The 13,617-nt window shown below is 59.9% G+C and carries 11 protein-coding genes; 5 read left to right on the plus strand and 6 right to left on the minus strand.

From position 1 onward, the window contains the following. Positions 1 to 47 precede the first annotated feature (47 nt). The 5 genes from AC1RWL_RS00740 (at position 48) to AC1RWL_RS00760 (ending at position 5,627) form a co-directional block, all read left to right on the plus strand. Complete coding sequence (locus AC1RWL_RS00740; RefSeq protein ID WP_493093697.1) at positions 48 to 938, plus strand: polysaccharide deacetylase family protein; 891 nt, start codon at positions 48 to 50, stop codon at positions 936 to 938. Further along, positions 935 to 1,825, plus strand: a complete 891-nt coding sequence (locus tag AC1RWL_RS00745) for a polysaccharide deacetylase family protein (RefSeq protein WP_493093696.1) — start codon at positions 935 to 937, stop codon at positions 1,823 to 1,825. Before AC1RWL_RS00740 ends, AC1RWL_RS00745 begins: the two co-directional genes overlap by 4 nt. Beyond that, positions 1,818 to 3,179 carry an MmgE/PrpD family protein gene (locus AC1RWL_RS00750; RefSeq protein ID WP_493093695.1) on the plus strand — a complete coding sequence of 454 codons (1,362 nt, stop codon included), beginning with the start codon at positions 1,818 to 1,820 and terminating at the stop codon, positions 3,177 to 3,179. The genes AC1RWL_RS00745 and AC1RWL_RS00750 overlap by 8 nt, the downstream gene beginning before the upstream one ends. 42 nt (positions 3,180 to 3,221) lie before the next feature. After that, positions 3,222 to 4,610, plus strand: coding sequence for an argininosuccinate lyase (gene argH, locus AC1RWL_RS00755; RefSeq protein WP_493093694.1), 1,389 nt, complete (start codon positions 3,222 to 3,224; stop codon positions 4,608 to 4,610). 72 nt (positions 4,611 to 4,682) lie between these two features. Further along, entirely contained in the window at positions 4,683 to 5,627 is a 945-nt protein-coding gene (locus AC1RWL_RS00760; RefSeq protein WP_493093693.1) for a LysR substrate-binding domain-containing protein, read from the plus strand. 228 nt (positions 5,628 to 5,855) lie between these two features. Here the strand turns inward: AC1RWL_RS00760 and AC1RWL_RS00765 are convergent, their stop codons facing one another. The 6 genes from AC1RWL_RS00765 to AC1RWL_RS00790 all read right to left on the minus strand — a co-directional run bounded on the left by AC1RWL_RS00765 (position 5,856) and on the right by AC1RWL_RS00790 (position 13,581). After that, positions 5,856 to 7,511, minus strand: coding sequence for a GMC family oxidoreductase (locus AC1RWL_RS00765; RefSeq protein ID WP_493093692.1), 1,656 nt, complete (start codon positions 7,509 to 7,511; stop codon positions 5,856 to 5,858). Between the two features lie 12 nt (positions 7,512 to 7,523). After that, positions 7,524 to 9,503 (minus strand): ABC transporter permease, encoded by a 1,980-nt coding sequence (locus AC1RWL_RS00770; RefSeq protein ID WP_493093691.1) that lies wholly within the window; start codon positions 9,501 to 9,503, stop codon positions 7,524 to 7,526. Then, positions 9,491 to 10,546, minus strand: coding sequence for a quaternary amine ABC transporter ATP-binding protein (locus AC1RWL_RS00775; protein ID WP_493158179.1), 1,056 nt, complete (start codon positions 10,544 to 10,546; stop codon positions 9,491 to 9,493). The genes AC1RWL_RS00770 and AC1RWL_RS00775 overlap by 13 nt, the downstream gene beginning before the upstream one ends. Continuing rightward, positions 10,522 to 11,415, minus strand: a complete 894-nt coding sequence (locus AC1RWL_RS00780) for a glycine betaine ABC transporter substrate-binding protein (RefSeq protein ID WP_493093689.1) — start codon at positions 11,413 to 11,415, stop codon at positions 10,522 to 10,524. Before AC1RWL_RS00780 ends, AC1RWL_RS00775 begins: the two co-directional genes overlap by 25 nt. 78 nt (positions 11,416 to 11,493) lie before the next feature. Next, complete coding sequence (locus tag AC1RWL_RS00785; protein ID WP_493093688.1) at positions 11,494 to 12,303, minus strand: SDR family NAD(P)-dependent oxidoreductase; 810 nt, start codon at positions 12,301 to 12,303, stop codon at positions 11,494 to 11,496. Between the two features lie 474 nt (positions 12,304 to 12,777). Next, positions 12,778 to 13,581, minus strand: a complete 804-nt coding sequence (locus tag AC1RWL_RS00790) for a 3-hydroxybutyrate dehydrogenase (RefSeq protein ID WP_493093687.1) — start codon at positions 13,579 to 13,581, stop codon at positions 12,778 to 12,780. Positions 13,582 to 13,617: the final 36 nt, after the last annotated feature.

Genomic DNA, 13,617 nt, shown 5'->3' on the forward strand with positions numbered 1-13,617 from the left:
ACCGTTCCCGGCGTGCCGCCGGGGACGGATGAAACCGGACAAAGAGAATGCTCAACGACACTTTTCCCGCCCCCGGCCCCCGGGCTTCGCTTTGGCCATCCGGAAAACAGTCTGCCGTCGCGCTTGCCTTCGATGTCGATGGGCCGACGGGCGATTCAATGCTCGATGGTTCGCTGTTGTCGAACCCGCGCTATTTCACCCAGGGCGCTTATGGTCCCTGGAAGGCCCTGCCGCGACTGCTCGACCTTCTGGCGGTCTACGATCTCAAGGCCACTTTCTTCATTCCCACCTGGATCGTTTTGCACTGGCGCGCCGTCTGCGAGCGCGTCGTGCGGGACGGCCACGAGGTCGCCTATCACGGACATCGTCACGAGGTGTTCATCGATCTTGGCCGTGAGCAGCAGCTCGAGGTCATGGAGCGCTCCCGCGCCATTTTCCAGGATCGGCTCGGCGTGACGCCGATCGGCTTCCGCACGCCCTCCGGCGACTGGGGCGCCGATACGGCCGGTCTCCTGCGCGATTTCGGCGTCCTCTATTCCAGCTCCATGCGCGGCGACGACCGTCCCTATTTCCACCCGGGCACGGCATCCGGCCATGGCCTCGTGGAAATTCCCGGCCGATGGGACATCGATGACTACACGGCACTCGCCTATACCGAGGAGCCGGATTTCCCGATCGGCCTCGATCGAATCTCCGACTATCGTACGGTCGAGCAGAACTGGCGCGCGGAATTCGAGGGATATCACCGCGAAGGCCTGTGCTGGACGACCATCCTTCACCCGAAGGTCTGCGCCAAGCCAGGCCGCCTCGCGATCCTCGAAGGACTGTTCAAGGCGATCACGGCGCATGGAGAGGCGGTCTGGGCCGCGCGTTGCGGCGATGTCGCGCGCTGGTGGATCGAACGCCATTCCCACGAGATCGGGGGAATGCCAGCATGAGCGAGCAGTCAATGACATGGCCGGAAGGCAAGCGCTGCGCTGTCGTGGTCTCGGCAGTCTTCGACGACGGCATGGATGCGGTGGCGTGCGCGCCGGATCTTCTCCAGCGCAGCAAGAGCTTTTCCGTCTGGAAATACGGCGCTGCGCGCGGCGTCGAGCGCCTCTGCCGGGCCTTTGCATCTTCCGGCATTGCCGCAAGCTGGTTCGTCCCCGGAACGGTGGCCGGGCAGCATGCGGATCTCCTGAAGATGGTGGCCGATGCCGGCCACGACCTCGAAAGCCACGGCTGGGCCTTCGAACGGCATGACAGCCTGCCGGCGGTGCAATCGGCGGACCTGTTGAAGCGGTCGCGCGAGGCGCTCGAACAGCTTTCCGGCAAGAGGACGAGCGGTTTCCGCCTGCCGGCTGGAAACTGGCCGCGTGGCTTCGACGGGCTGCTGCTGGAGGCCGGATACGAGTGGTCGGCTTCGCTCAATGGCGATGACGTGCCCTATCTGTATCCCTCCCGTCTGGTGGAAATCCCGGTTCATATCGAGCTTGAGGACCGGCCCTATTTCCAGTTCAACTTCACGCCCGCCTTTCCCAAGGGGCAGGGCCGCATCCCGTCCTACGACGGCGTGCTGCACAACTGGATCGCGGAGTTCGACGCCTATCGCCGCTTCGGGCTGTGTTACGTCCTGCAACTGAGGCCGGAGTGGAGCGGCACGCCCGGGCGAATCTCGATCGTCGAGGAGCTCCTGGCGCATATTCGCGGCTTCGATGACGTCTGGATCGCCACCGGTGCAATGGTCGCGGACTGGCATCGGGCACAGGGCGTCGCCCCACCGCCGACCCATCCCATCCATGTTTTCGATGCCTATCTGCAGGAGCAGCAATCCCATGACTGAGAAGGTTCTGCAGTCGCTGGCGGCCAGGCTTGCCGCGGTGAGCTTCGACGATTTCCCGGAAGCGACCGTGCGAAAGGCAAAGCTGCATGTGCTCGACACGTTCGGCGTCGCGATCGCCGGCGCAGCCTCGGCGGAAACGCGCATGGCGCTTGCCGCCCTCGGCGCGGAACGCCTCAGCGGCGCGTCGTCCGTCTGGGGCACACCGCATACCGTCGATGCCCGCACGGCTGCGCTCGTCAACGGCGTTTCGGCCCATGCGCTTGAGCTCGACGATTGCGGGGGATGCGATCATTCCGGCGCGGTGGTCCTGCCTGCAGTCGTCGCGGCTCTGGGCGAGATCGACCGGCCGGTCCACGGCTGCGAATTCCTGAAAAGCGTCCTGATCGGCTACGAGGTCGGCCGGCGGGTGCTGGAGGCGGCGGGCGGCTACGAGACCCACAACGGGCTCGGGTGGCATTCCACCGGAACCTGCGGCGCTTTCGGCGCGGCGGCAGCGGTCGGCACGCTCTATGGCTTCGACGCGGCGCGCATCGCCTCGGCCCTCGGCCTCGCCTGCTCCTTTGCCGGCGGAACATGGGCTTTCATCCATGACGGAAGCCCGGCGAAGAAGCTGCATTCCGGCCGTGCCGCCGAAGGCGGGCTCCTCGCCGCGCGTCTTGCCGGCGACGGCTTTGCGGGACCAGGCGACGTCTTCGACGCCACAGCCTGGGGAAGTTTCTTTCAGGCGTTCTGCCGGGAGGAAAGTGATCCGTCGGCGCTGGTCCGCGGCTTTGGCGACAACTGGCGTATCGAGCGCTGCTCGATCAAGCCACACGCCACCTGCCGGGGCACCCACTCGGCCATCGACGCCGTCGACAAGCTCCTGGGCGATTACGGGCTTGCAAGCACGGACGTCGCGGCGATCACCGCCGACATGAGTGGTTTCCAGTTCGGCATGTGCGGCGGTAAGACGCTCAAGACGCGCGCGCAGGCGCAGATGAGCCTTCCCTATGCGGTCGCGGCCCGGCTCCAGTACGGAAAGGTGTCGCTCACGGAGCTTGAAGAACGGGCCTGGAGCGATATCGGTATCGAACGCTGGCTTGAGCGGCTGGATGTCCGCATCGACCCCGCCATGGCCGACGAGGCCGAGCCGCTGGTCGCGCTCACGACGCGCGATGGCCGCCACCTGAAGACGACCGTCGAATTCCCGCTCGGCAGCCCCGCCAATCCCTTGAGCGACGAGCGGCTGATCGCAAAATACGAGGAGCTGGCCGGCTCCGTGCTGGCCAGCGCGAAGGCGGAGGGCCTGCGGGACCTCGTGCTGACGCTCGAAAATTGTACCGATACGCGGGTGCTGCTCGGCTGGCTGCAATGACGCCGTGCAGACCACAAACCGCGAGAATGCTAAGAGGATGATATGACGACACTGGCAAAGACGACCTGGTCGCCGCTTTTCAAGGAAGCGGTTTCCACGGATTTCCGCGATTTCCACGAATGCCTCGACCAGGACCGGCGCATCGCGCTCTACGACGTCGCCGGCTCCAAGGTCCATGCGGACATGCTGGCGCGGGCCGGCATCCTGACGGCGGAGGAGAATGGGCGGATTCAGTCCGGCCTCGACCAGATCGCCGGGGAAATGCGTGACGGCAGTTTCGCGTGGAAGAAGGAACTCGAAGACGTTCACATGAATGTCGAAAGCCGCCTGACCGCGCTCGTCGGCGACGCCGGCAAGAAACTGCACACCGCCCGCTCGCGCAATGACCAGGTGGCGACGGACATCCGCCTCTACGCCCGCGCCGAACTCGATGCGCTCGCCTCTGAGCTCAAAGCCCTTGTGCTCGCTTTCGTCGATCTCGCGGACCGTCACGCGGAAACGATCATGCCGGGTTTCACCCATCTTCAGGTGGCCCAGCCCCTTACTTTCGGCCATCACCTCATGGCCTATGCGGAAATGTTCCTGCGCGATCTGGAGCGGGTACGCCAGGCACGCGAGCGACTCAACGTCTCCCCGCTCGGCGCGGCGGCGCTTGCCGGCACCGGCTATCCCATCGATCCGGCCTACAGCGCCGCCGAACTCGGCTTTGCCCGCGCCTTCCGCAACTCGCTCGATGCCGTTTCCGATCGGGACTACGTGGTCGACATCTGCGCCGCCGGAGCCGTCATCATGGGCCATCTCTCACGCTTTTCGGAAGAAGTCATCCTGTGGTGCACGCCGATGTTCGACTTTATAGAGGTCGGCGACCAGTTCTGCACCGGCTCGTCGATCATGCCACAGAAGCGGAACCCCGACCTCGCGGAGCTGGTGCGCGGCAAGGCGGCGCGCATCATCGGAAACCTCGCGACGTCGGCGGCCCTGATGAAGGCCCAGCCGCTCGCCTTCAACAAGGATCAGCAAGAATCCAAGCCGCCGCTCACCGATACGCTCGAAAACGTGCGCGGCGCGGTCACGGTGACGACCCAGATGCTGCCGACGATCAAGGTCCGCGCGGCCAGGATGCTGGCGGCCGCCGAACAAGGCTATTCCACCGCGACGGACCTTGCCGACTATCTCGTGCGCGCCGGCCTGCCCTTCCGCGATGCCCATCATGCGGTCGCGGCGATCGTCGGCGCTGCGCGCGAAAAGGACCTTGCGACCCTCTCCGATATGCCGCTTGCGGAGATGCGGGCCTTTGCTTCCATTATCGGCGAGGATGTCTACGGCGTCCTTACCGTCGAAGGCTCCGTCGCCAGCCGCAACCATCCGGGCGGAACCGCCCCTCAGCAGGTCAGGAGCGCCATCGCGGAATTGCGTGCCCTTCTTGCCTGATCGCGCCGATCTGCGCTTTACCGCGGCGATGGCGACGGTTTAAATGACCCGTTGCCACCGCGGAGAAGCCCTGTGACGTCGGTATTCGAGCACAATCGCCTGCCGCCCCTCCAGACGCTCCAGACATTCGCGGTTGTCGCGGAAACCGGCAGCTTCACGGCCGCGGCGAGCGAACTCAACCTCAGCCAGAGCGCGATCAGCCGCCAGATCCAGCAATTGGAGCATTATTTCGGCTGCAGCCTTTTCGAGCGCCACACGCGCAAGGTCGTCATCACCGAGCAGGGCGCAGCGATCATGCCGATCGTCAACGGGCTGCTCGTTTCGCTGCGCAACTCCTTCGAGGCGACACGAACGAAAAGCCGCTCGCTCACCATCCGAATGCCTCCGACCTTCGCGCGCCGCTGGCTGCTGCCCCGCTTTCCGGACCTGCGAAGCCGCCACGACGACCTCAACATCACGATCGATACCGCCTGGTTCGCCCGCCCGACCTTCACGGTCGGCGACATCGATCTCCTGATCACCTACGGCAACGGCCATTGGCCGGGAATGGACGTCTTTCTGCTGCTTCCCGAAAAATTGGCGCCCATGTGTTCGCCGACCCTCGCCCACACCCTCGGCGATCCGGCGACGCTCGATCGTCTGTCGTCCTGCGTGCTGCTACACTCCAACCCGCGCCAGAGCGACTGGGCATTGTGGTTGCAGGCGGAAGGCGCTTACGAGTTCCGCGCTGCGCGCCACCAGATCTTCGACACGCAGGATTTTGCCATGACGGCCGCCGCAAGCGGCTACGGCGTCACGATGGGCGATGTTTACCTCGCCAGCCAGGACCTGCAGAACGGCAAGCTCGTCAAACCCTTCTCCCGCATCATCGAAAGCGGCTACGGCTACTACGCCATCTACCCGGCCCGCGCTGAGGCCCGGCGCAAGGTTGCTGACCTGATCGAATGGCTGTCGGAAGCGTGCCCGGAGAGGATGGTTCCAGGTAATACAACGAGCGGTGAGTATCGTCCAGAATAGCGGCCTGTCATAGAGCGGTATGCGTTGGATACCGCTCCTTTCTGTCGTGAGTGGCCTCGTTTTGAGGGCATGCGATGACAATGGTGCCAGGGTTGGACGCAGAATTAGCCTTCATCGATTCGGTGCTCGCCCGATCGGACGCGGCAATCGATAGGACCAAACAGCTGACCCCGCTGTCGCCCGCGAGCGAGATCCAATCGTCTATGGTCTCAGGCAGGGACTACAGCGCTATGCCCACGGCGCGGTTTCTGGAGCGAGAAGAGGGCGCTTGCGAATGATATCGGCGATGCGTTCGGCCATCATCATTATCGGCGCATTCAAATTGGCGTTCGTGACATTTGGCATCAGCGATGCATCGACAACCCGCAGGTTTGTGGTTCCATGAACGCATCCGGCTGAATCGGTGACTGCGAGCTCGTCACATCCCATCCGGCACGTACCCGAAAGATGATAGGCGCTGGCGAGATTTTCACGGATCCATTGCTCCGTCTTCTTTCGGCTGGAAAGTGCGTCATCAGGAATCAGACTTTTGCCGCGAATGCCATCATAGGCCTTTGCCGAGGCAAGATCCTTGCCCAACTCCACAAACCGGACCATTCGATCCAGATCATAGGGTTCGGAAAGATAGTTTGGGTCGATCATGGGGGCATCAAGCGGGTTATCCGACTTCAACTGGACCGTACCCGTGCTGCGGCATCGCATGTAATTCAGTCCGAGCGCAAACCCGTGTCCCAAAAAATCCGGCCGCCAGCCCTTCAAATGGACGGGGTAGTAGTGGATGAGTTGGTCGGGATATGCGACCGACTCGTCTGAACGGAAAACAGCGCCACATTCGAAACCATTGCTCGCGAGCACGCCATCTCTTTTGAAAAGCCAGTCCAGTCCTGCCTTTGCCGCCTTATGCGGCATCAGGTATCCGTTGTAGGCGACTCGCTTCTTCGTCAGCCAGTGGAGATGGATTTCGACATGGTCTTGCAGATTTTTACCCACGCCCGGCAAATCGACAATTGGAGAAATGCCCTTCGCCGTTAGTTCGTTCGCGGGGCCGATCCCCGATAGAAGCAGGAGCTGCGGTGATTGGACCGCACCGGCGCACAGAATGACCTCCTTGGAAGCGATGGCTTTCCACGGAGAGCCGTTGCTGAGAAGCTGTACGCCCGTGGCGCGTGTTCCCTGCGTCAGGATCTTCAGGCATCGAGTTTCGCTTGCGATGAAGAGGTTCTTCCGGCCCATTGCCGGCCGGATATAGGCCTGAAGCGTTCCATAACGCAGGCCGCCACCGACATTCATGTCGAACATCGAGAAGCCTTCCTGCTGATACCCATTCGGGTCGCCGGATGATGGATATCCCTTTTCGGCCCCCGCTGCCATGAAGGCCTCTTGAACCGGGGCCCATATTTTCGATTTGCGTGTTTTTACAGGCCCATCATATCCGCGATAGACGGGGTCTCCTCCGTCGGCGAAGGATTCACATTTCTTGAAATAGGGGAGGACAGATTCGTAGTTCCAACCTTCGGCCCCCGCCTTTTCCCAGCCATTGAAATCTTCTGCATGGCCGCGCATGTAAACCATGGCATTGATGGAGCTGCTTCCACCGAGCGCTTTCCCGCGTGGTTGGTATATGCGACGTCCACCCAGCTCCGGTTGCGGTTCCGTTTCGAACTGCCAATTGTATCGCGGCCGTTCGAAGTTTAGGAAGAGCAGGCCCGGTATGTCGATTGTCCAGGATCGACGCGCAGAACCAGCTTCGACCAGCAGTACCTTACAATCGTCATCTTCACTGAGACGGGAGGCGAGCACGCCGCCCGCCGATCCGCTGCCAACGATGATATAGTCGAATGTCTGTCCATCGAGTGGGCGGGATGAATTCTCTCGGTCTACCATGATACACGGTTCCTATTTCGTGATCCCGCCCTGGAGGCGAAGGCTCATTGCACGGAGTAGGCGATCCATGACGATCGCAAGAACCGCTATGCCATATCCGGCAACCAGGCCGAGGCCCGGACGGACTTGAGCGACTGCTACCAGTGTGGATTCTTCAAGGCCGCGCGAGCCCACCAGAGCCGTAATCACAAGCATGCCGAAGCCGAGCATGACGGCCTGATTCAGGCCGAGCAGTATATGCGGAAAGCCAACCGGGAATCTCACGAGAAAGAGCTTTTGAAGTCTGGTGCAGCCCAGCATGTCGGCGGCATCCTGGAGGCTTTCCGGGACAAATCGAATTCCGCTCGCCGTATAGCGCGTGATCGGTGCCACCAGATAGATGACGATCGCCACGAGAGCGGGAAAATCGCCCGCGCCAAAAAGCACAACGACCGGAATAAGATAGACGAAAGTTGGAAGTGTTTGAATGATGTCGGCCACCGCCTCCATCCAGGCGAACGCCCGCTTGTTCATCCCGATCGCGAGCCCCAGAGGAAACCCGATGGCAACCGAAATGAGGAACGCCAAGAGCACGACGAAAAGCGACATCATGGCCTTGTCCCAAAGGCCCAGGACTGCGAGTGAGGCCATCAGGCTGGCGAACACCACTCCGCTTTGCAGGCCCGATAGGATGTAAAAAAGAATTCCTATGGTAACCGAGGTCGCAAACCAGGGCAGCGAGACAACCAGATCGCGGAACGGAAGCTGAATGAACCGTACAAACCAGCCCTGGACGGCCGCAAGGTTGGCCTGGGCCTGCCGATTGACTTCCGCCAGAGCATCATCGAAAAACCGGCCGGTATCAATGAACGGGTCAAGGGGCGGGTAGAGAAAGCGCTCCGATAAGTGAGCGGCTAGCAGCGAGATCACAAGTGCCCCGGCCAAGGCGATGAGAAAGTGGCGGGATCCGATGCGGCCGTGACCAGGCCCGTTGCTCGAAGCACGCATGGTGCGATCGATCGTGATCGCCATAAGCGAAATGGCAAGACCGGCGAGCAGGGCCTGAGTGAGCTGCATCGACTTCAGCCCACGTAGAACATCCGCCCCCAAGCCGCCGGCGCCGATGATTGAAGCGACGATAACCATCGCAAGCGATAGCATTGTTACCTGATTTAGGCCGATCAGCAGGGCTTGGCGCGCCACCGGTAACCGAACCCAGACGAGCCGTTGAATGGGCGTGCAGCCAACGATGTCGGCGAGCTCATCAACGGTCTGTGGAACTTGGGACAGCCCGAGTTCCGTGGCTCGGGCCATCGGCGGCATGGAAAAGAGCACGGTTGCGACGAGAGCGGCGACCTGTCCGAAACCGAAGAAGATAAGGATGATCGCAAGATACGAAAAGATAGGTATAGTCTGCAGGGAGTCGTAGATCGGCTGCATGAACCGAGAGAGAAGGGGATAGCGGTTGCACGCGATGCCGAGCAAGAGCCCGGCCACGCTCGCGATAGCGACAGCAAAAAGTACCGAAACCAGCGTGGTGAGTGTCGATTCCCATAATCCGAACAGCATAATGTAAAGTAGGAAAGTGCTGGCGAGGACCGCCTGTGCCCAACCTCCGATGCGCCATGCCACAAGAATGAGAAACGCCATCGTCGCCGGCCAGGGAAGCGGCGGTATTTCTATATCGCCGAAACGCTCCGTTGAGAGATATATGCCCTGTGTAACCCCCTGTATCGTCAGGTCGATCGGATAGGACAGCACGGCACTGGCAGCGCGCGTTATGTCGGAGATGGAAATGCCGCCAATCTTCCATCCGCTAAGCGCTACCTTGAGCCACCCATCCAGCACTTCATCAATGCGAACGACCCAGGCGGCCGGATAGTGAGTCAGGACTGGCCATATGGCCGTGGCTACAATGGCCGCGACCAACAGCAAAGCAGCAATTTTATATTGCCACGCTGACGGGCCTAGAGGCTCGGGAACCGCCAATCCCATCCCTTTTACGCCAGCCATTTTGCCACTTTCTGCCTTGATACCTGACCAACCACTGCACCCGTTTCGTCGACCACCGGCAGAGGTTGGTCCGCCTGGAAGAGCTTGGGCAGAACCTCCGACAACATGTCCGTTGCCTTAACCTGGCTTCCATTGAGACCCGTTTCGACGGGTTCCATGATGGACCCGATGCGAATAACCTTGTCGCGCGCGAGCCCGCCTACAAAACGGCGCACATAGTCATTCGCCGGGTTGAGAACGAGCTCTTGCGGGGTTCCGATCTGGAGGATCTTTCCATCCGCCATGACCGCTATACGATCACCGAGACGTACGGCCTCGTCGAGGTCGTGGGTGACGAAGATGATCGTCTTTTGAAGCTGCTCCTGAAGGCGGCGAAATTCGTCCTGCATCTCTTTTCTGATCAATGGGTCGAGCGCGGAGAACGGCTCGTCGAGGAACCAGACATCAGGGTCGGTTACGAGGCTCCTTGCTATGCCCACGCGCTGTTGTTGGCCGCCGCTCAACTGATGCGGCATGAAGCTTTCCTTGCCCGCTAGGCCGACGAGCTGGAGCGCGCGTCGAGCCTCCTCAAGCCTTTGCGCGATGGGCGCTCCTTGAACCCGCAGTGGAAACGCCACGTTGTTAAGGGCGTCAAGATGAGGCAGGAGAGCGAAGTTCTGGAAGACCATACTGATTTTCCGCCGCCGCAACGCCACAAGTTCGTCTCGGCTCAAGCGGGTGAGATCAGTACCGTCGATCGCAATGCGCCCGCGGGTGCAGGCATACAGTCCCGTAAGGCAACGAAGGAGCGTCGACTTCCCCGAGCCGGACAGCCCCATGATCATGAATATTTCGCCCTTGGCGACGTCGAACGTCGCGTCGCGAAGTCCGATTACGCCCCCATTAGCTGCGATCTTTTGATCGTCGGGCCCTTCCTCGCGGGCACACGATTGCGCAGCCTTGCTGCCGAATACCTTCCAGACCTCGGATGCCTCCAACATGGGGCGTCCACCCATCTTCGCGCGATCGGTCATCGTGTTCACTTCGGCAGCCACGATTGCCACGTATCGGAATGGGCTTCCATCCAATCGCGTGCCGCTTGCTCGACCGAAACGCCGCCATTGTCGATTGCGTCCATCCCCTTTGCCACGTCATCGCTGGAAAGGTTGAGTTTCTTCAGAATTTCACCGGCAATCTTGATCTTTGCAAACGATGTCTTGTTTGCCAGCTTTAGAATGTCGAGATCACGCTGGAAGCCCGGCAAGTTGACGAAGTTTTCGGGATGTTTGCCGAAAAGCGGGTGTGGCAAGTAGCCCCACGACAAGATTGCTTCGTTGCGATCTACAGCGCCCTTGACCGCCGCAACAAGTGTTCCCGGGGAACCTGAATTCACCAGAGCCAGATCAAGGTTCAGATCCGTGATCTTCTTTTCGGAAGCCGTCAACCAATCGGCAGGCGCGTCGAGGTATCGGCCCTTTGGCGCAGTCTCCGCAGTTTGCAATGCTTTTGTGCAGGTTGGAGACTTCAAGGCTTCCCAGTCTGGAAGTCCCGGGCACATTTCCTTCGCCTTGTTGGAATACCACCATCCCTCTGTCACTTTGACGCCGGTCGGCCCGTAGTTTTCCACGTCACCAGTCGCCAGCGCATTTTTGGTGAGTTCGATGCCTGTCGTCTGCCAGGCAGCCAGCGACACATCAATGTCGCCGGTCGCGACTGCAGTGTAGCTGGCGGCATAATCGGCTTGGACGTAGCGCACCCTATAACCTGCTTCTTTCAATACCTCGCCATAAACTGACGCGATGAAGTCTCCGTCCGAGCTATTGATCAAAAGAACCTTGACGGGCGCTCGTGTTTCGACCTCGGCGGACTGTGCAGCCAGAGAGGAGGCCAAGGTTGCGAAGCAAAGGGCAGCGACGCCTAAAACATGTCTCATGACGATCTCCAGTTTTTTGTTCCCGATTGTTTATTGGAGCCCGATCAAAATCTGTCGCATCCAACGACGTCTATTCGATCAAGCTTTTACCATCCATCCGTTGTCGATTGGCACGGCGACGCCGTTTAGGAATCCCGCTTCGCTCGACGCCAGATAGAGGGCGACACTTGCAACATCTTCCGGTTCACATACTCTGAGCTGAGTATCTGCAATGGCACGCTCATCCCAGGTGACCCCTAGGGTTTTGAACGCGTCGATCTCGCGGAGGCCATGAGGGGTCCGAACGAAAGCCGGGCAGATGGCATTGCACCGCACGCCTCGGTCGCGATACTCAATTGCTATGTTGAACGTCAGCGCCTGTACCGCCGCCTTCGTCATCCCATAGATGGACTCAAGCGGAAAACCGCGGGCCGCGGCGACGGAGGACATCATCACGATCGAGCCGCCGCCGTTTTCTATCATCTGCGGGATGATGCGACGTGTCACCATGAAGGCCGATCGCACGTTGACGTTTACCAGATGATCGAATTCGGCTTCGGTCGTATCGGTATAGCCCTTCACAAGCACTGTTCCAGCATTGTTGAAGAGCAGGCTAGCGGCTCCGAACCGAGCTTGGATCGCGGTTAAGGCGTCATCAAGCTCGTTCGGATCCGTAAGGTCTGCTTTGAATGCCTCAGCAACATTTCCTTCAGATTGTATGGCTTGGGCAGCGTCATTTGCGGCGCTGAAATTGATATCGATAATTGCTACGGAGGCCCCCTCTGCCGCCAGTCTCATTGCCTGGGCTCTGCCCATTCCGCTTGCCCCGCCGGTCACGATGGCAACTTGCCCCCTAAACCGTTCTGGGATGTGAGCGGTCCTGGTTTTCGCCAAATTAGCCTGTTGCATGACGTCTCCCCTAATCAAGGGATCACAATAGAAAAATATAAAGGTATGTCAAGCAGTCCTTTATTGTGTTACGATTTCGATATTAGAATTGGAATTAATCCTAAAAACTGACATTTTATCGACATTTTCATACCAGAATTTGCCTGCGCCAGAGGATGCAGATTGGTTATATAATAATACCTTATTTATGTGCAGGCAATTGACGACGGTTCTCCCGAGGCCCTTACCGGCGTGTGCAGATAAATGAGCAAGCTTCGCCTTGTCGCTCTGGCTTCCTGTGAAGCCATCGAGGTTGGCTTTCACGACAACCTCAGCTCGACGAAAGAGCCGTCGGAAATTTCTTCGAGATCGATGCTTCACACGCTCGCATGGCTGCCAATCCGGAAGTGCCCGCCGACGAGTTCACCGGGATTCGATCGTGACCGTACCTGGCCTGCTAGATCATCGACAGGCCGGTTTTCTAAACGGGGTCCGTCAGATAGCCAGGCTGCCGCCATCGATGGGCAATGCAACACCGGTGATGGATCTTGCCAACTCACTGCAGAGAAAAAGGACAGCTGCGCCAACCTCGGCTGGGTCAACGAAGCGTCGAGTAGGCATATCAGTCAGGAATTCTGTTTCGGCGGTTTCCTGAAATGGCTTGCCGAGTTCTGCAGCCTTTGCCTCTACCTGCTGGGCGACCAGTGGTGTCAGAACCCAAGAGGGGCAAACAGCGTTGCATGTAATCCCGAGGCGGGCGCCCTCAAGCGCGACTTCGCGCGTCAGCCCAAGGACGCCATGCTTCGAGGCGACATATGCCGCTTTCCTCGGCTCGGCGGCCAGCGCCAGTGTGGAAGCCGTATTGATAATACGCCCCCATTGGCGGGTTTTCATCTGCGGCCAGACGGCTTTGATGGTTGTGAAACAAGCGGTCAGATTGACGGCAATCAGGCGATGCCATTCTGCGTCCGGGAAAGCCTCAATGTCTGCCACATGTTGAACCCCGGCATTATTTACCAAGATGTCGATTTTTCCGAATGCTCCGGTGACGTCATCAATGAGCAGAGCAGCTTGCAGCATGTCGGCAAGGTCATGCGAGAAATGGAGGACCTTCCGGCCCGATTCCCGAGCGAGATCATCGACCAGATGCCGAATTGCCTCCTCTTTGCCAAAACCGTGCAATGCTACATCCGCACCGTTCTTTGCAAGCAGGCGGGCTGTTGCCAGTCCTATTCCGCTCGTGGAACCGGTGATCAATGCAACCTTGCCGCCGAGCCTAACCGAAACATCATCCAACATCGTTCCTCCCGACCTGGCAAGATTCTCTAGATTGCC

Source organism: Shinella sp. GW821-FHT10F02, assembly GCF_058809275.1.

Bases quoted from the DNA above. Each gene is read 5' to 3' on its own strand.
- AC1RWL_RS00740 (WP_493093697.1), top strand. From the start codon at position 48: ATGCTCAACGACACTTTTCCCGCCCCCGGCCCCCGGGCTTCGCTTTGG.
- AC1RWL_RS00745 (WP_493093696.1), top strand. From the start codon at position 935: ATGAGCGAGCAGTCAATGACATGGCCGGAAGGCAAGCGCTGCGCTGTC.
- AC1RWL_RS00750 (WP_493093695.1), top strand. From the start codon at position 1,818: ATGACTGAGAAGGTTCTGCAGTCGCTGGCGGCCAGGCTTGCCGCGGTG.
- argH (WP_493093694.1), top strand. From the start codon at position 3,222: ATGACGACACTGGCAAAGACGACCTGGTCGCCGCTTTTCAAGGAAGCG.
- AC1RWL_RS00765 (WP_493093692.1), bottom strand. From the start codon at position 7,511: ATGGTAGACCGAGAGAATTCATCCCGCCCACTCGATGGACAGACATTC.
- AC1RWL_RS00770 (WP_493093691.1), bottom strand. From the start codon at position 9,503: ATGGCTGGCGTAAAAGGGATGGGATTGGCGGTTCCCGAGCCTCTAGGC.
- AC1RWL_RS00780 (WP_493093689.1), bottom strand. From the start codon at position 11,415: ATGAGACATGTTTTAGGCGTCGCTGCCCTTTGCTTCGCAACCTTGGCC.
- AC1RWL_RS00785 (WP_493093688.1), bottom strand. From the start codon at position 12,303: ATGCAACAGGCTAATTTGGCGAAAACCAGGACCGCTCACATCCCAGAA.
- AC1RWL_RS00790 (WP_493093687.1), bottom strand. From the start codon at position 13,581: ATGTTGGATGATGTTTCGGTTAGGCTCGGCGGCAAGGTTGCATTGATC.